Raw genomic sequence first — 16,445 nt, forward strand, 5'->3', positions numbered from 1 at the left:
CTCCTTGTGGTCATTGCATGAAGGGCCCCCACGACGGCTCACGTACGGAGCCGCCCTGGACGGACAGGATTTGCGGCGGCGCGCTGCCGTCGGAGGGCACTGCTGCCAGAACATTGCGACCACCCGACTGGGTAGCGTACAGAAGGTACTGGCCGTTTGCCGCGAAGCTCGGCGATTCGTCGCGATTCGTATTCGTGATGGCGTTCGCCGCGCCCGATTGCAGATCCTGAACGTACAGCTTGAAGCCCCCACCCGTGCGGGAGATGTAAGCGAGCAGCTTGCCGTCCGGGCTGATACGCGGGCTCGTGTTGTAGCTGCCGGTGAAGGTCACGCGCTGCGCGGCACCGGCGCTTTCGCCCTGTGCGGGCATCCGGTAGATCTGCGGCGCACCGCCGCGATCGCTCGTGAAGTAGATCCAGCGGCCATCCGGCGAGTAGAACGGCTCGGTGTCGATCGAGCTGCTCTGCGTGAGGCGGCGCAGGCCGCCACCCGTCGAGTTGACCGTATAGATTTGCGTATTGCCCGTCAGCGACAGCGCGACGGCCAGCGTGTTGCTGTCCGGCGACCATGCCGGTGCGCTGTTGTTGCCCTTCTGGTCGGAGACGATGTAGCGGCGGCCGGTCGGCAGGTCGTGGATGTAGACGATCGGCTTCTTGCGCTCGAACGAGACGTACGCGACCTTCGTGCCGCTCGGCGACCACGACGGCGAGATGATCGGCTCGGTGCTCGACAGCGCGATGCGCGCGTTCTGGCCGTCCGAATCCGAGATCTGCAACTGGTAGCGGTTACCGGTCTTGATCACGTACGACAGGCGCGTGGCGAACACGCCGCGCACGCCGAGCAGCTTCTGGTAGATGTAGTCGGCGATCTTGTGGCCGGCCGTGCGCAGCGTGGTGTCGGTGGCCGTCAGCGACAGGCCGCCGAGGCTTTGCTGCTTCACGGTGTCGTACAGAATGAAGTTGACCTTGTACTGGCCGTTCGCCTCGCGGTTCACGCTGCCGGCGACGAACGCATTGGCGCCCTTGGCCTTCCATGCGCCGAGATCGACCGATGCGGTCTCCGGCACGGGCGTGCTGCCTGCGTCGATGTTGGTGAATTTGCCGCTGCGGGCGAGGTCGGCGCGGACGATCGACGTGACCTGCTGCGGCAGGTTCGCCTCGTTCGCGAAATTCGCGGTGGCGATGGGGAACTGGGTCGACCCGACACCGGTGATCAGCACGTTGACCTGAGCGTTAGCGGCGCTGCCCGCCGTGATCAGACACGAGGCCACGAGTGCCCTGAAACCTAGCTTTGTCATCAAACTCATGCTTCTTGCTTCCCGTATGACTTGGATCGCTGCGCAACCGCAGAGAGACAGTAAAAATACCCGATTCGTTCCCGTCTGATCGCGACGCACGGAGTGTAAGCGTATTTCCTTTCACTCCGCCGCCTTGAAGGTAATCGTAATGTCCGACGGGGTACGACCGTTAGAATCGGGCGGCAACGGGACCGATGCGTGGATCGCATTGACCACGGCTTGATCCCACCCCGAATTCCCGCTGGAGCGGGAGACCGATGCGCTCAATACGTCACCGGACGGCGTGCACCGAATCTTGACGACGGTAGTCAGGCCTGCTCGCTCGCCGCCCCAAACGATGTTCGGTTTGACGCGGCGGCGCACCTTGTCGGCATAGCCGGGCGTCGCGGCATTGCCGCCGGAACCCGTGCCCGTGCCGCTTTTCGCGAGGCCTTCGCCGCCGCCTTCACCGGCGCCGGACAGGCCCTGCATCTGCGCGAGACGCGCGCTGCGCTCGCGGTCGAGCTTCGCGTTCGCTGCCGCATTGGCCTTCGCGCGCGCCGTGGCTTCGGCCTTCGCCTTGGCCTGGGCTTCCGCCTTTGCCTTCGCGGCCTCGTCGGCCTTCGCTTTCGCCGCCTGCTGCGCTTCGAGCTGCGCCTGCTTCTGCTGCTGGATTTTCTGCTGTTCGAGCTTCTGCTGCTCGGCGAGCTGCTGTTGCTTGAGTTTGTCGGCCTGCTTCTGCCGGTCGCGTTCCGCGGCCTTTTGCGCAGCGAGTGCGGCTGCCTGCTGCGCCGCAAGCTGGGCGCGCCGGGCTTCGTCTTCCTGCTGGGCCTTCAGTTGCTGCGCGCGGCGCTGCTGCTCGAGCAGCGCTTCACGCGCAGCCGCTTCCTGCTGCCGCTTCTTTTGCTGCAGCGCGATGTCGGCCTGCTCATCGCGTACCGGGGGAGGGGGCGGCGCGACCTTCACGGGCGGCGTGGGCGTGACGACGGGCCGCGGCGCGGGCACGTCGGGCACCTCGGTCCACAGCTCGGCTTCGGCGCCGGCCGGCGTGCTGTTCTGCCACTGTACGCCGTGATAGAGGAACAGCGCGAGCAGCACGTGCATCAGCGCGGCGAGCGCGAATGCGCGCCAGGTACCGCGCTCGCGGGGAGGCTGAGGCGGGTAGCCGGTGCTGCGCGTGGATTGCTGCGGGTTCATTGCGATTTGACGAGGAGACCGACGCGCTTGACGCCGCGCGCCTTCAGATCGGACATCACGGTCATGACTGCATCGTACTGCACGGTCTTGTCGGCCGCGATCACGACCGGCTGGTCAGGGTGATCGGCCTGCCGGGCCGCGATGAAGCTGTCGAGCTCGGCCTTCGTCATCGTGTCTTCCTGGGTCGCGCCCGAGTCGCCCTTGTACTTGACGCTCATCGTGCGGTCGGCCTTGATGTTGACGACGACGGGCGGCGTCTGCTCCTGCGGCGCGGCATTGCCGACGGTCGGCAGGTTGATGATCGACGGGGCGACGAGCGGTGCGGTGACCATGAAGATCACGAGCAGCACCAGCATCACGTCGATGTACGGCACGACGTTGATGTCGGCCATCGCACGGCGCGAACGGCCGCCGCGCATGCTGGATCGGATGGGACTTCCTGCCATGGCGCGCTCCTTACTGGGCCTGACGCTGCAGGATGTTCGAGAACTCTTCGATGAAGGTCTCGAAGCGGATCGCGAGCCGGTCGATGTCGTGCGCGTAGCGGTTGTACGCGACCACCGCCGGAATCGCGGCGAACAGGCCGATCGCGGTGGCGACGAGCGCCTCGGCGATGCCTGGCGCGACGTTCGCGAGCGTGGCCTGCTGCACGTTCGCGAGGCCGCGGAACGAGTTCATGATCCCCCAGACCGTGCCGAACAGGCCGATGTACGGACTGACCGAGCCGACCGACGCGAGGAACGCGAGGTTCGCTTCGAGCACGTCCATTTCACGCTGGAACGACGCGCGCATCGCGCGGCGTGCACCGTCGAGCACGAGGCCCGGATCGCTGATGCGCTTTTCCTTCGCCTTCAGGAACTCGCGCATGCCCGATTCGAAGATCCGCTCGAGCGCGCCGATCGTGTGGCGGTTGTTGGCCGCGCTCTGGTACAGCGCTTGCAGGTCGCCGCCCGACCAGAAATCCTTCTCGAAGCGTTCGGTCTGCGCGCGTGCGCGGCGGATCGCGAACCACTTGCGGAAGATGAAGGTCCACGACATCAGCGACAGCAGCAACAGCAGCCCCATCACGGCCTGGGCCAGCACGCTCGCGTTGAGGACGAGGGAAATGATCGACAGGTCTTGAGAAGTGTTCATAGAGGTTTGAGTAACGTCCCTTCGGGGCGCTCGGTATGCGTGCGGCGCGGCGCGCCGGCCATGCCTGGCGCCGAACCTTGCTTAGTATCGAATCAGAAAGGCAAGTTCATAGGCTTTGTCTAAACGGCGCTCATGCGAGCTTCGTTGACAGTGCAGTCTGCTCGTCGTTGATGACGGGCCCGCGCTGCAGCGCGTCGAGCACCGCCGGCGGGATGGCCGCGGGCCGGATGCCGGTACGGTCGACGCAGCCGAGACGGATGTGTCCGGCCACGAGCAGCGTGTCTCCACACCAGGCTTCCTGCGTGAATTCCACCGATGCGCGACCGATGCGTCCTGGCCGGCTCGTGATCGCCAGCGTGTCGTCGAGTCGCGCCGGTGCGCGGTAGTCGAGCGACGTGCTGCGGACCACGAAGATCGCGCCGGTATCGTCGGCGAGCCCACGCTGGTCGATGCCGCATGCGCGCAGCCACTCGGTGCGGGCGCGTTCGAAGAACTTCAGGTAGTTGGCATAGAAGACGATGCCGCCTGCGTCGGTATCCTCGTAGTACACGCGCACCGGCCAGATGAAGCCGGAGGGCGCTTCCGGGGAGCGGGTAGGCTGGGTCATGGCGCGCATTCTACCGGAAGGCAGAAGCCTGATTCGTAACCGATTCGTAACGGAATGTAGTATGCCGTAGCACACTGCGGGCCGGCCCGGAAGGGCCGGGCCCGCAGGGCTTCAGCCGCGGTGGACGGTCGGGCCGCCGGGTGCTTGCGCGATCGGCATCAGCTCGATCGTGTTGACGTTGACATGCGCAGGGCGTGTCGCGATCCAGTAGATCGTGTCGGCGATGTCCTCGGGCATGAGCGGCTGGACATTGTTATAGACGTTCGCCGCTTTTGCGTCGTCGCCACGATAGCGGACGTTCGAGAATTCGGTGCCGCCGCACAGGCCCGGCTCGATGTCGGTGACGCGCAACGGCGTGCCGAGCAGGTCGGCGCGCAGGTTCAGGCTGAATTGTCTGACGAAAGCCTTGGTTGCGCCGTAGACGTTGCCGCCCGCATAAGGGTACGAACCGGCGACCGAGCCAAGATTGAAGACATGGCCGCGGCCGCGCTCGATCATGCCGGGCAGCAGCGCGTGCGTGACCGTGACGAGGCCGGTGCAGTTCGTGTCGATCATCGTGTGCCATTCGTCGAGACTGGCCTTTTGGGCCGGCTCGACGCCGAGCGCGAGGCCGGCGTTGTTGACGAGCACGTCGAGTGCCGCGAATTCGGCGGGAAGGGCGGCCGGTACGGCCTCGACGGCCGCGCGATCGCGTACGTCGAGTTCGAGCGGCAGAAGGGCGTCGCCGAGTTCGGCGGCGAGCGCATCGAGACGATCCTTGCGGCGCGCGGTCGCGACGACGCGGTGGCCTCCGTTGACGAAGGCACGGGCGATGGCGGCGCCGAAGCCGGCGGACGCGCCTGTGACGAACACGATCATTGCTGCTCCTGGTCGATGACAAAATAGCGGGTGGTATCCCGCAAGCCTACTGAGATTGCCGCACCGCGGCAAGGCGGCAAAGCGTTCCGGCACGGGCGCGTAGAGTCTGGCCCCAATTGCTTCCGGCGCACCGCCGTGCGGTTGCCTATTCATGACGCATCCAATACACTAACGCGCTCATCACCCCTGCGTGACTGGCGATAGAACCCTTCGGGTTCAAGGTGGAGCATCCCACCGTGAAGCGCGGGGCGCCGTTTTTGCCGTTCGCCTGGGCAGCCGTTGTGCGCCGTCGCGTGCATCGCCGGTGGCTGTCCTGCCTCGCGTCATACGGATTCTTCCGCCACGTCGAGCTGGTCCCGCCAGCAGCGCACCGTACTCGGCCGCTCCGGTCAACCTGTACACACTTAACGGAAACCGTATGTTTGACAGAGCCCAAAGCACCATTGCGAACGTCGATCCCGAAATCTTTGCCGCGATCGAGCAGGAAAACCGCCGCCAGGAAGATCACATCGAGCTGATCGCGTCGGAAAACTACACGAGCCCGGCCGTGATGGCCGCGCAGGGCTCGCAGCTCACGAACAAGTACGCGGAAGGTTATCCGGGCAAGCGCTACTACGGCGGCTGCGAATACGTGGACGTGGTGGAGCAGCTGGCGATCGACCGCGTGAAGCAGCTGTTCGGCGCGGAAGCCGCGAACGTGCAGCCGAACTCGGGTTCGCAGGCAAACCAGGGCGTGTTCTTCGCGATGCTCAAGCCGGGCGACACGATCATGGGCATGAGCCTCGCGCACGGCGGCCACCTGACGCATGGTTCGCCGGTGAACATGTCGGGCAAGTGGTTCAACGTGGTGAGCTACGGCCTGAACGAGAACGAAGACATCGACTACGAAGCGGCCGAGAAGCTCGCGCAGGAACACAAGCCGAAGCTGATCGTCGCGGGCGCATCCGCGTTCTCGCTGAAGATCGATTTCGAACGTCTGGCGAAGATCGCGAAGTCGGTGGGCGCGTACCTGATGGTCGACATGGCGCACTACGCGGGCCTGATCGCGGCGGGCGTGTACCCGAACCCGGTGCCGCACGCGGACTTCGTGACGACGACGACGCACAAGAGCCTGCGCGGCCCGCGCGGCGGCGTGATCCTGATGAAGGCGGAGTACGAGAAGCCGATCAACTCGGCGATCTTCCCGGGGATCCAGGGCGGCCCGCTGATGCACGTGATCGCCGGCAAGGCGGTGGCGTTCAAGGAAGCGCTGTCGCCGGAGTTCAAGTCGTACCAGGAGAAGGTGGTCGAGAACGCACGCGTACTGGCTGAAACGCTGGTGAAGCGCGGGCTGCGGATCGTGTCGGGTCGTACGGAAAGCCACGTCATGCTGGTGGACCTGCGCGCGAAGAACATCACGGGCAAGGCAGCGGAAGCGGCGCTGGGCGCGGCGCACATCACGGTGAACAAGAACGCGATCCCGAACGACCCGGAAAAGCCGTTCGTGACGAGCGGCGTGCGCCTGGGCTCGCCGGCGATGACGACGCGCGGGTTCGGTCCGGCGGAAGCGGAACAGGTGGGCAACCTGATCGCGGACGTGCTGGACAACCCGGAAGATGCGGCGACGATCGAGCGCGTGCGCGCGCAGGTCGCCGAGCTGACCAAGCGTTTCCCGGTCTATCGCTGATCGACGATGCGCTGCCCGTTCTGCCGGCATGACGACACGCAGGTCGTGGACTCGCGCGTGTCCGAAGATGGCGCCGCGATCCGGCGGCGCCGTCGCTGCTCGGCTTGCGACAAGCGCTTCACGACGTACGAGCGGGTCGAGCTGTCCCTGCCGTTCGTCGTGAAGAAGGACGGCAGCCGCACGGAATTCGACCGTCGCAAGATCGTCGCCAGCATGCAACTCGCGCTGCGCAAGCGGCCGGTTGCTGCCGACGCGATCGACGCGGCGGTCGCCCGCATCGAGTATCAACTGCTCGCGACAGGCGAGCGCGAAGTGCGTAGCGAGAAGCTCGGCGAACTCGTGATGAACGAGTTGCGCGGCCTCGATACGATCGCTTATGTCCGCTTCGCATCGGTGTATCGCCGGTTCGAGGACGTTTCCGAATTTGCCGACGTGATCGAAGAGTTCCGTCGCGCCTCTCCCGCCAAGACTCCGCGTAAGCGCTGACGCGCTGCGTCCGTTCATCGTCTTCTCCGTTGGGTCAGTTCGTGCCGATTGTGTCGGCCGCTATCGCATGCCGCCAGTCGGCCATTCGGCAAATGGCGCGCGTCCGCACGCGTCGCTACAGTCGTCGCATCACCTTGGCGAAGGACGGCTGCGATGGGACTGCACGCTCAACCCCTGAATAATGTGTTGCGACGCTCCGGCGGGTTCACGCTCGTCGAGCTGATGGTCGCCATCTCGCTGGCGGCCGGGCTCGCGCTCCACGCGGCGCCCGCGTTCGACCAGTGGCGCATGCGCGAACGTGTGGATGCACGCTCGCGCGCGTTGCTCGGCGCACTGTCGTTTGCACGGTCCGAGGCGACCCGTCTCGGTGTACGCGTCACGCTGTGCAGAGCCGGGAGCGGCAGCACCTGTCTACGTGCCGGTGAGCGGTGCGATCCGGCCGAATGGTCGTGCGACTGGATCGTCAGCGGGCAGGTCGACGGGCAGTCGCGCGTGCTGAGGCGCTATCCGCGCGATGCCGAAGTGGCCGTCGCGGGTGCGGCGCACGATCTCGCGTTTGCACCGCCGGTCGGTCAGGCAATCGGTGGCATCCGGCGTTTCGAATTGCGTCCGCGACGCGACGTGTCGGGGGCCGATGACGCGCGTGCATCGCGTTGCGTGCTGATCGCGGCAGGCGGCCGGGCGCGGGTTGTCGCCGGCCGCTGCGACGCGGCGTGAGCGCCGTGCGCAACGCAATGCGCGGAACGTCGCTGATCGAAGCGATGCTGGCCATCGCGCTGCTCGCGGCTGTGGTGCTGGCTGTGGCGGGCAGCCAGCTTGCGATGGCGCGTGCACAGCGCGCGACGATCTGGCGTGAGCGCGCGCTGTGGCTGGCCGATGCGCGTATCGAGCGCTTGCACGTAGCCGCGGAGGTTGACGATGGCCTCGCGGCGCGGGCCGCGGCGTCGCTGCCCGGCGGCGCGCTGACGCGTGGTGACGGGCCGGGTGGCGTCCGCTACGCGGTTGTCGGCTGGCGAGGCGGCAATGCGGCTACCGGGCCGCGATGCGAAGCGGTGGGGAGGTCGGCGCAGCCGCCGTCGTGCGTCCGGATTCCGTATCGGGAGACCGACGCCGATGAACGCTGATCGCCGCATGCGCGCGCATACGTTGCTTGAAGTGTTGATCGCGATGACCGTCGGTCTGCTGGTGCTCGCGGCGGCCGGTGCGCTGTACCACGCGCAGCGCGTTGCACAGCGGCGTGCGGATGACGGGTTCCGGATGCGCGATGCGGCCGGTACCGCACTGATGCTGATCGGCCAGCAGATCCAGATGGCAGGATTCCGGCCGCTCGATGTGCGAGGCGTGTCGTCGTTGCCGCCGGTGTTCGGCTGTTCGATGGCACGCGTGAGGGGAAATGGCGCGCAAGTACGGTGCGAGCCCGTGCGCGCTGCGTCGGACGCGTTGCTGATTCGTTATGTCGGCGATGCAGTGTCGACGTGGTCCACCGTTAGCGGCCAGGTGTCGGATTGCCTCGGGCAGGGTGTCGGCGTGTCCGGCGAACGTGCGCCGCTGGAGAACCGCTTCGATGTGCATGTCAGTCCGTCGACGGGCGAACCCGAACTGTATTGCGAAGGAAACGGCCGTCCGGGCACGCCACAGCCGGTCGTGTCGGGAATCGATCAGTTGCGGGTGCGCTATCTGCGTCGCGGCGGCACGCAGTTCGTCGATGCCGATGCAATGCGCGTCGACGACTGGCGCGATGTCGTGGCCGTGCATGTCTGCGTGCGGGCGCGCGGTGAACCGTCGGGCGAGCCGGCGCGGCACGTCGACTGCGACGGCCGCACGGTCGTTGCGCAAGACGGCCGCGCGCGTATGACGCTCGATCGCATCGTCGCGTTGAGGAATTCCGCGGGTGCATTCGACGATACGTCGCGCGATGCAACGAACGAGCGCGAGGTGCTGCGATGAACGGAGCGGGGCAGTACGCGCCGGAGAGCTCACGATGCGTCGCGGCAGGCAACACGCACGAGCATGTCGCGACAAGCGGCGAAGATCCGCGGCAAGCTGCAGGCGCGGAGGCCCTGGCAACGGGCCGGCGAGCGCCGTACATACGCTTGCGGTCAGCCAGCCCGATTGGCATCGCGAAGCGGGCGTTGCATTGCCCGCGGTGATCGCGGTTGGCGCGGCGGTTGCAGCGCTGACAGGCACGTGGTTCGACGCTGCGCTGACGGAATCGCGCCGCACGCGCGCGTTGTCCGATCGGCTGGTCGCATTCCACGCGGCCGATGCCGCGCTTGTTGCGTGCACGACGCGATTGCGCCGGGGCTCGGCGCCCTATGTGAGCGAAGGGGAGTCGCACGCGGAGCCCGACGCGTGGCGGCGCATGCCGGCACTGGCGGTTGCCGAAGCGTTTGCACCGTTCGCCGGATGGCCGATGGCCGTGCAACCGCCGCGATGCCTGATCGAAGCGTGGCGCGGGGCAGGGCCGGCCGGCGGTCGCGCTTACGTCGTCACTGCGCGTGGCGTCGGTGCGCATGCATCGAGCGCCGTCTGGCTGCAGCATCAGGTCGCGATCCGCGACGGACACATCGTCTCCTTGCGCTGGCGTCGCGTCGCGACGGTGCTTCGATGAACGGTCGCATGTCCGTGTACCGTTCGGCGGGCTTCACGCTGATCGAGTTGATGATCGTGCTCGCGATCGTCGCGGTGCTGGCCGGATGGGGCGTCCCGTCGTATCGCGAGCATGTCGTGCGCGTTCATCGCGCGTCGGCGGTCGCTGCGCTGTACCGGGCGGCCCAATATCTCGAAACACTGGAGGGTGTGCCGCCTTCGGCATTGCCGACGGCGCTCACGCAAGCGCCGCCGGACGGGCGCGCGGTCTATCGACTGGCGCTCAGGCGGCCGGACGGCGACGATTCACCGGTGAGCTATGAACTGGAAGCAATCCCGCTCGACACGGGCCCGATGCATGACGATGCATGCGGCGCATTCACGCTGCGCTCGGACGGGACGAAAGGCAATGTGAGAAGCGATGCCGCCGACGGACAGGTCGCGGCGTGCTGGGGTGTGCGTTGAGTTCGGATCGAAGGCGCGCCACGGCGCATGGCCGTGCGCGCAGGATGCCGACGGTCAGTCGTCGTGCGTGTCGAGCCCGCGCTCGTTGCGGGACTGCTTCCAGATCCGGTAGACCTCCCATGCCGCGAAACCGAGGGTGCCCCACTTCAGCGCGGGCCCCGCGCTCGCGCGCAGCAGCGAGCGAACGGGCTTTGCGAGCACGAGCGAGGCGAGCGAACTCAGCATCGGATACTGGTTGACGAGATTGCCGAGGCTCGCGTTCAGGTTCTTGGCGGACTGGCTGAACTTGTTGCTGGACAGGCCGGGGACGAACACCTTGAGCCAGCTGAAGCGCGTGACGGCCTGACGCATTTCGCCGGCGGCTTCCGCGAGTTCGAGCCGCTCGACTTCGGATCGCAGGATCAGCAGTTCCTTGCGGAGCGCGCGATGCTGCGACGCGCTCCAGTTCGATCGCGACGAATGGGAGCGGGGTGAATTGCCCGTGACGTTCTGGCTCATGGCGCGTCGGCGAAGTAGGTGGGAGGGGTGAGCGCGACTGCGTTCACGGCTTGCCGCGGAACAGTTCGCGGTCTTTCTCGAGTTCGGCGAGCGTCGCCTCGAATACGGTCGGCGCGTCGCGCAGGCCCGAGCGGGCCTTCAGTGCGCACACGATCCCGCCTGCGGCATACAGGGCGGTGATCGCCGCGAGCGACTGCCAGCGGTAGGTATCCCAGAACGCGATCGCGACGAGTACGGTCAGGCTGATGAGTGCCATCGTCGCAAGCATCATCGCGGCGAGCCCGAGGAACAGCACGCCCATCAGGCGCTCCTTCTCCTCGGCAAGCTCGATGCCCACGAGTTCGAGGCGCGTTTGCAGCAGGCCGATCGCGGAGCCGACGAGGCGGCGCAGCGGTCCTTGGCCGGACGGCTGCGAGGTGGTGTCTGTCGTCATGGGTGAGGTGCGTGCGCGTGCAGTGTGCAGCTAGAACAAAGCCGGCCGGCGGAAACCGCCGGCTGGCTTCGACGCCCGCAGGCCGCGCGACGCGGCCGACGGGACGAAACGGCGCAGAGCGCGTTACTTGCGGTTGATCAGCAGGCCGATCAGCACGCCGACGCCGGCGGCGACGCCGATCGACGTCCACGGATGCTCGTGCACGTAATCGTCGGTTGCGCGTGCGGCCTTCTTGCCCTTCTCGACCACCACGACCTGGACGTCGGCTGCCTTGTCCTTGGCCTGCTTCAGACGCGACATGGCTTTTTCGCGCAGCTCGGCCGCACGGTCGCCCGTGCTGCTCGCAGCTTGCTTGAGCAGGTCTTCGGCGTCCGACAGAACGGTTTTGATATCCGACATCAGTTTCTCCTTGTTGATTTCCGACATTGCAACTCCCTTCATGCTGTCATGCTGCAGGTTCACATCGTAGCGAAACGCCTGCCTGCTGGCGAGCCGGGAAGACACACGACGGTAGTGCAAGACCGCATGGTAAACGACTTGTAATCATCAACAGAGCGGCAAACGGGGTGAAAAGTTTCCCGGGCAGCCGCCCGCGCTGCATCGACACCAGGCAAAAATGACAAAAAAGTATGAATATCAAACGGAATAATCGTTCGCAGGCCCCATTGCTTCCCGTAAGCTGACAGACTTTCCCGCGCCGACCCGGGCGCGGTTTCAACCAGCATCGTTCGAGGAGGGAACATCATGAGTCTGCGTCTTGGCGACATCGCACCGGATTTCGAGCAGGAATCGAGCCTGGGCCCGATCAAGTTTCACGAGTGGCTGGGCGACAGCTGGGGGGTCCTGTTCTCCCATCCGGCCGACTACACGCCGGTGTGCACGACCGAACTCGGGCTGACCTCGAAGCTGAAGGGCGAATTCGAGAAGCGCAACGTGAAGGTGATCGCGCTGTCGGTCGACGGTGTCGAATCGCACAAGGGCTGGATCAACGACATCAACGACACGCAGTCGACGGTCGTCGGCTTCCCGATCATCGCCGATGCGGACCGCAAGGTTTCGCAGCTGTACGACATGATCCACCCGAACGCGAACGAAACGCTGACGGTGCGTTCGCTGTTCGTGATCGACCCGAACAAGAAGGTGCGGCTCACCATCACGTACCCGGCCAGCACGGGGCGCAACTTCGACGAAGTGCTGCGCGTGATCGACTCGCTGCAACTGACCGACAACTACAAGGTCGCGACGCCCGGTAACTGGAAGGATGGCGACGACGTCGTGATCGTGCCGTCGCTGCAGGATCCGGAAGAGCTGAAGAAGCGCTTCCCGAAGGGCTTCAACGCAGTGCGTCCGTATCTGCGTCTCACGCCGCAGCCGAACAAGTAAGCATCGGCGGCACATGAACGCAATACCGGGCCGCCGGCCCGGAGCGCGGATCCGATGAAAAACGGCCCGCCCGGCAGTGATGCCGGGCGGGCCGTGTCTTTGGCGCGTGCGCGGTGCGGCGTGGCTGCCGGGCGCGCCGCATCCGGACGATCAGAAGAACGCCTGGATGCCCGTCTGCGCGCGACCGAGGATCAGCGCGTGGATGTCGTGCGTGCCTTCGTACGTGTTGACCACTTCGAGGTTCACGAGGTGGCGCGCGACGCCGAATTCGTCGGAGATGCCGTTGCCGCCGAGCATGTCGCGCGCGAGCCGGGCGATGTCGAGCGCCTTGCCGCACGAGTTGCGCTTCATGATCGACGTGATCTCGACGGCCGCCGTGCCTTCATCCTTCATCCGGCCGAGGCGCAGCACGCCTTGCAGGCCGAGCGTGATCTCGGTCTGCATGTCCGCGAGCTTCTTCTGGATCAGCTGGTTCGCGGCGAGCGGCCGGCCGAACTGCTGGCGGTCGAGCACGTACTGGCGCGCGGTGTGCCAGCACGATTCGGCGGCGCCCAGCGCGCCCCATGCGATCCCGTAGCGGGCCGAGTTCAGGCACGTGAACGGGCCGCGCAGGCCGCTCACGTTCGGCATCAGGTTCTCTTCCGGCACGAACACCTCGTCGAGCACGATCTCGCCGGTGATCGATGCGCGCAGCCCGACCTTGCCGTGGATCGCGGGTGCCGACAGGCCCTTCCAGCCCTTCTCCAGGATGAAGCCGCGGATCGCGTCCTTGCCGTTCTCCTCGAGCTTTGCCCACACGACGAACACGTCGGCGATCGGCGAGTTCGTGATCCACATCTTCGCGCCGGACAGCGAGTAGCCGCCGGGCACTTTCTTCGCGCGGGTGACCATGCTGCCCGGGTCGGAGCCGTGGTTCGGCTCGGTCAGCCCGAAGCAGCCGATCCACTCGCCGGTCGCGAGCTTCGGCAGGTATTTCTGCTTCTGCGCGTCGGAGCCGAATTCGTAGATCGGGACCATCACGAGCGACGACTGCACGGACATCATCGACCGGTAGCCTGAATCGACGCGCTCGACTTCGCGGGCGATCAGCCCGTAGCTTACGTAATTGAGGCCGGGGCCGCCGTATTCCTCGGGAATCGTCGGGCCGAGCAGGCCGACTTCGCCCATCTCGCGGAAGATTTCGGCGTCGGTACGCTCGTGGCGGAACGCTTCGGTGACGCGCGGTGCGAGCTTGTCCTGCGCGTACGCCTGCGCTGCGTCGCGCACCATCCGCTCTTCTTCGGTCAGTTGCTGGTCGAGCAGCAGCGGATCGTCCCAATGAAAAGTTGCAGCACTCATCGTCTCATCTCCTGTTGGTCCGGTCTTCCAGCCGGGCCCCATGCCAAAAGTTTGCTTGACTGAGGTTCCGCTGTGCGGAACAATGTTTTGCAAATCGAACCCAGTGTAGCACCAGATGACACTTTCAACCATCGACGAAACCACGATCGACGAGCGCAAGTTCGTCGTAGCGCTCGCGCGCGGGCTCGACCTGCTGCGAGCATTCCGGCCCGGCGAGACGATGCTCGGCAACCGTGACTTCGCGGAGCGCACGGGGCTGCCCAAGGCGACCGTGAACCGGCTCGCGTACACGCTGACCGTGCTCGGCTACCTGCGCTACGACGAGACGCTCGGAAAGTATGCGCTCGACGCCGGCGTGCTGTCGCTCGGCTACGCGCTGCTGTCGGGATCGGGCACGATCGACCTCGCGCGGCCGCACATGCAGGCGCTCGCGCGCGAGATCGGCGCGGCCGTGTCGCTCGGCTGCCGCGACGGGCTCGACATGATCTATCTGGAGACGATCCGCAGCGAGACGGCGCTGACGCTCGGGCTCGCGCCCGGCTCGCGGCTGTCGATGCTGACAAGCTCGATGGGGCGCGCGTACCTGGCCGTGCAGCCGGAGGAAGTGCGCCGCGCGCTCTATGCGGAGCTGCATCGCGCGGCCGGCGGCGCGGCCGACGCCGATGTGCTCGTCGCCGCCGCGCAGCAAGCGGTGGCCGAGTTCTCGGCCGGCGGTTGCTGCTATTCGTTCCGCGCGTGGCACATGGACGTGAACGCGGCGGCCGTGCCGTTTCGCGAGCCGCGCGAGGGGCGCTGGCTGATCCTGAGCTGCAGCGGTCCTGCCTCGTCGATGGACGAGGACGTGTTCCGAACGCAGGTCGGGCCGAAGCTGAAGGCGCTCGCGCAGCGGCTCGGGCAGACGGCCTGAACAAGGCGGCGCGCGGCAATGGTCGCCGCTGTGACCATGTGGCGCCGGCGTTCGCGGGAACAGGAGCGCGAGTTGCCGCCGTCGTCTGTTGCAACCGGAGCGAACCGCGCTCATCATCGTTCGCCAGCTTCCCGACAACGAAGAGGTTTGCGATGTCTCATCCGGAGCCGATGGAAGGCGGATGCGCGTGCGGCGCGATTCGCTACCGTATCGCCCACGTTCCGATCGACGCCGGTTTCTGCCACTGCCGGCTCTGCCAGCGCACGACCGGCGCGGCGGTTGTCGCGTCGGCATCGGTGCCGATCGACGCGTTCGAATACCTGCGGGGCGAGCCGACCGTCTACGCGTCGAGCGCGTGGGGCGAGCGGCGCTTCTGCGGCCGTTGCGGCGCGCAGCTCGAATACCGGCTGATCGACGCGCCGAAGACGGTCGAGATCAATAGCGCGACGCTCGACGAGCCGTCGCGACTACGTTCGGCGTGGCACGTCTGGTACGGGGATCGTTTCCCGGGCGTCGAGATCGGTGACGAGCTGCCCAAGTATGACGAAGGCGGAAGGGCATAAGCGGTAACCATCGGCACTGACGGGCAGGTGTCGAGCAGCGGGGCACGCCTGGCGGCCCGATTCCCACATCCCATAAGCACCAAAAGACCCACGACCGGCACCCGCCACCCTGCGCGCCGCACCTCGCGCGCGCAGGTTTTCTCATCCGCTCAGGCCGTCACGACCTTCGCGAACACCGGCCCCTGCATGAACCGCACGTCGTGCTGACGCAGCAGCTCGCATTGTGTTTCGTCGACGACGCCGTCGAAGATCAGCGGAATCCGCACGCGCTGCGCATACGCGACCAGCGCCTTGACCATCCCGTCGCGCAACGCGATGCCTGCATCCATCTTGATGTAGTCGGGGCGCGCCATCTCCGATTCGACCGCGAGGATGCGGCCCGGGTCGGGCAGCTTGTCCGCGACCTTGAAGCCGTGATGCTGGTAACTGCGCGTCAGGTAGCCGAGGAAGGTCTTGTGCGCGACCGCGACCGCCGGCAGCTCGATCACGATCCGCTCGGTCGGCAGCCCGAAGCGCTGCAGCACCGACGAGAAATGCTTGCCGTGGTCGTACTTCACGCTCTTCAGCAGGCGTTCGTGCACGCGCAGGAACAACAGCCCGTGGCGCTGCGCGCCGAAGAAGTTGATCGCGTGCAGCGCGCGCGACAGGCGGTCGATCGCGACGAGCGTCTGGTCGTCGACGGCGGAGTCGACCGGATCGTGCACCGCACCGGTAACGAGCGTGACGGCCTGGAAGCCGAGCTCGTCGCCGTAGCGCTCGATCGTATCGGCGAACGACGTCGATTGCGGCGCGCCGGGCATCGTCACGTCGTAGATCGGTTCGTAAGCGCTGCCGAGCGTGCGCTCCGGCAGATTCGCGCTCGCGACGCCGCCTTCGGCAAGCGCGAGGTGATCCCGCAGATACGGCAGTTGCCCGGCACGGGCGACCAGCTCGGGAATGGTGGGCGGAATCATCGGCGTAAGAAGGAAAAACGGCGGCCGAACGGGCCGCCTCGTAGCTTGATATTAGCAGCGCCGGCCAAGCTCGGCTTGGCGTTTCGCTCATA

The 16,445-nt window shown here is 66.3% G+C and carries 21 protein-coding genes and 1 riboswitch; of the genes, 10 read left to right on the top strand and 11 right to left on the bottom strand.

Annotated features, from left to right (window positions below; translation table 11 throughout):
• Positions 1 to 10: 10 nt before the first annotated feature.
• The 6 genes from tolB to HAV18_RS14490 all read right to left on the bottom strand — a co-directional run bounded on the left by tolB (position 11) and on the right by HAV18_RS14490 (position 5,072).
• Positions 11 to 1,306, bottom strand: a complete 1,296-nt coding sequence (gene tolB, locus HAV18_RS14465) for a Tol-Pal system beta propeller repeat protein TolB (protein ID WP_059685118.1) — start codon at positions 1,304 to 1,306, stop codon at positions 11 to 13.
• 111 nt (positions 1,307 to 1,417) lie between these two features.
• Complete coding sequence (tolA, locus tag HAV18_RS14470) at positions 1,418 to 2,473, bottom strand: cell envelope integrity protein TolA (RefSeq protein WP_166956966.1); 1,056 nt, start codon at positions 2,471 to 2,473, stop codon at positions 1,418 to 1,420.
• A complete protein-coding gene (tolR, locus tag HAV18_RS14475) occupies positions 2,470 to 2,919 on the bottom strand; it encodes a protein TolR (RefSeq protein WP_031399575.1) in 450 nt (149 codons plus the stop codon). The genes tolA and tolR overlap by 4 nt, the downstream gene beginning before the upstream one ends.
• Positions 2,920 to 2,929: 10 nt before the next feature.
• The gene (tolQ, locus tag HAV18_RS14480; protein WP_021157170.1) at positions 2,930 to 3,607 is read right to left on the bottom strand and encodes a protein TolQ; all 678 of its coding nucleotides are present in this window, start codon (positions 3,605 to 3,607) and stop codon (positions 2,930 to 2,932) included.
• Between the two features lie 130 nt (positions 3,608 to 3,737).
• Positions 3,738 to 4,223, bottom strand: coding sequence for a tol-pal system-associated acyl-CoA thioesterase (gene ybgC / locus HAV18_RS14485; RefSeq protein WP_166956968.1), 486 nt, complete (start codon positions 4,221 to 4,223; stop codon positions 3,738 to 3,740).
• A gap of 102 nt (positions 4,224 to 4,325) precedes the next feature.
• A complete protein-coding gene (locus HAV18_RS14490) occupies positions 4,326 to 5,072 on the bottom strand; it encodes an SDR family NAD(P)-dependent oxidoreductase (protein WP_166957865.1) in 747 nt (248 codons plus the stop codon).
• Positions 5,073 to 5,252: 180 nt separating this feature from the next.
• Positions 5,253 to 5,353, top strand: a riboswitch (ZMP/ZTP riboswitch).
• A gap of 137 nt (positions 5,354 to 5,490) precedes the next feature.
• On the opposite strand from HAV18_RS14490, the gene glyA reads away from it, so the two are divergent.
• The 7 genes from glyA (at position 5,491) to HAV18_RS14530 (ending at position 10,278) form a co-directional block, all read left to right on the top strand.
• Positions 5,491 to 6,738: a serine hydroxymethyltransferase gene (gene glyA, locus HAV18_RS14500; RefSeq protein ID WP_166956970.1), complete on the top strand. Its 1,248-nt coding sequence runs from the start codon at positions 5,491 to 5,493 to the stop codon at positions 6,736 to 6,738.
• A 6-nt stretch (positions 6,739 to 6,744) separates the two neighbouring features.
• Entirely contained in the window at positions 6,745 to 7,224 is a 480-nt protein-coding gene (nrdR, locus tag HAV18_RS14505) for a transcriptional regulator NrdR (protein WP_006476792.1), read from the top strand.
• Between the two features lie 153 nt (positions 7,225 to 7,377).
• Positions 7,378 to 7,941: a GspH/FimT family pseudopilin gene (locus HAV18_RS14510; RefSeq protein WP_166956972.1), complete on the top strand. Its 564-nt coding sequence runs from the start codon at positions 7,378 to 7,380 to the stop codon at positions 7,939 to 7,941.
• Positions 7,938 to 8,348: a hypothetical protein gene (locus HAV18_RS14515; RefSeq protein WP_166956974.1), complete on the top strand. Its 411-nt coding sequence runs from the start codon at positions 7,938 to 7,940 to the stop codon at positions 8,346 to 8,348. The genes HAV18_RS14510 and HAV18_RS14515 overlap by 4 nt, the downstream gene beginning before the upstream one ends.
• Positions 8,338 to 9,171, top strand: a complete 834-nt coding sequence (locus HAV18_RS14520; RefSeq protein WP_166956976.1) for a PilW family protein — start codon at positions 8,338 to 8,340, stop codon at positions 9,169 to 9,171. Before HAV18_RS14515 ends, HAV18_RS14520 begins: the two co-directional genes overlap by 11 nt.
• A 202-nt stretch (positions 9,172 to 9,373) precedes the next feature.
• Positions 9,374 to 9,835, top strand: a complete 462-nt coding sequence (locus tag HAV18_RS14525) for a hypothetical protein (RefSeq protein ID WP_166957867.1) — start codon at positions 9,374 to 9,376, stop codon at positions 9,833 to 9,835.
• A complete protein-coding gene (locus HAV18_RS14530) occupies positions 9,832 to 10,278 on the top strand; it encodes a type IV pilin protein (RefSeq protein ID WP_166956978.1) in 447 nt (148 codons plus the stop codon). Before HAV18_RS14525 ends, HAV18_RS14530 begins: the two co-directional genes overlap by 4 nt.
• A 54-nt stretch (positions 10,279 to 10,332) precedes the next feature.
• On the opposite strand, the gene HAV18_RS14535 is transcribed toward HAV18_RS14530, so the two are convergent.
• From HAV18_RS14535 to HAV18_RS14545, 3 genes are all read right to left on the bottom strand, one after another.
• Positions 10,333 to 10,776, bottom strand: coding sequence for a DUF3318 domain-containing protein (locus tag HAV18_RS14535; protein WP_166956980.1), 444 nt, complete (start codon positions 10,774 to 10,776; stop codon positions 10,333 to 10,335).
• Between the two features lie 43 nt (positions 10,777 to 10,819).
• Positions 10,820 to 11,209 carry a phage holin family protein gene (locus HAV18_RS14540; RefSeq protein WP_166956982.1) on the bottom strand — a complete coding sequence of 130 codons (390 nt, stop codon included), beginning with the start codon at positions 11,207 to 11,209 and terminating at the stop codon, positions 10,820 to 10,822.
• Positions 11,210 to 11,332: 123 nt separating this feature from the next.
• A complete protein-coding gene (locus tag HAV18_RS14545; RefSeq protein WP_166957869.1) occupies positions 11,333 to 11,635 on the bottom strand; it encodes a YqjD family protein in 303 nt (100 codons plus the stop codon).
• A gap of 318 nt (positions 11,636 to 11,953) precedes the next feature.
• Here HAV18_RS14545 and HAV18_RS14550 point away from each other — a divergent pair, with 318 nt between their 5' ends.
• Positions 11,954 to 12,592, top strand: coding sequence for a peroxiredoxin (locus tag HAV18_RS14550; RefSeq protein WP_166956984.1), 639 nt, complete (start codon positions 11,954 to 11,956; stop codon positions 12,590 to 12,592).
• Between the two features lie 150 nt (positions 12,593 to 12,742).
• On the opposite strand, the gene HAV18_RS14555 is transcribed toward HAV18_RS14550, so the two are convergent.
• Entirely contained in the window at positions 12,743 to 13,930 is a 1,188-nt protein-coding gene (locus HAV18_RS14555) for an acyl-CoA dehydrogenase (RefSeq protein ID WP_021157157.1), read from the bottom strand.
• Positions 13,931 to 14,045: 115 nt separating this feature from the next.
• On the opposite strand from HAV18_RS14555, the gene HAV18_RS14560 reads away from it, so the two are divergent.
• Positions 14,046 to 14,837 (top strand): IclR family transcriptional regulator, encoded by a 792-nt coding sequence (locus tag HAV18_RS14560; RefSeq protein ID WP_166956986.1) that lies wholly within the window; start codon positions 14,046 to 14,048, stop codon positions 14,835 to 14,837.
• 152 nt (positions 14,838 to 14,989) lie between these two features.
• Positions 14,990 to 15,400 (top strand): GFA family protein, encoded by a 411-nt coding sequence (locus HAV18_RS14565; protein WP_166956988.1) that lies wholly within the window; start codon positions 14,990 to 14,992, stop codon positions 15,398 to 15,400.
• Positions 15,401 to 15,549: 149 nt separating this feature from the next.
• Here the strand turns inward: HAV18_RS14565 and HAV18_RS14570 are convergent, their stop codons facing one another.
• Entirely contained in the window at positions 15,550 to 16,353 is an 804-nt protein-coding gene (locus HAV18_RS14570; protein WP_166956990.1) for an EAL domain-containing protein, read from the bottom strand.
• Between the last annotated feature and the right edge of the window lie 92 nt (positions 16,354 to 16,445).

It is taken from the genome of Burkholderia sp. D-99 (assembly GCF_011605345.1).
In the GTDB taxonomy this organism is placed as follows: domain Bacteria; phylum Pseudomonadota; class Gammaproteobacteria; order Burkholderiales; family Burkholderiaceae; genus Burkholderia.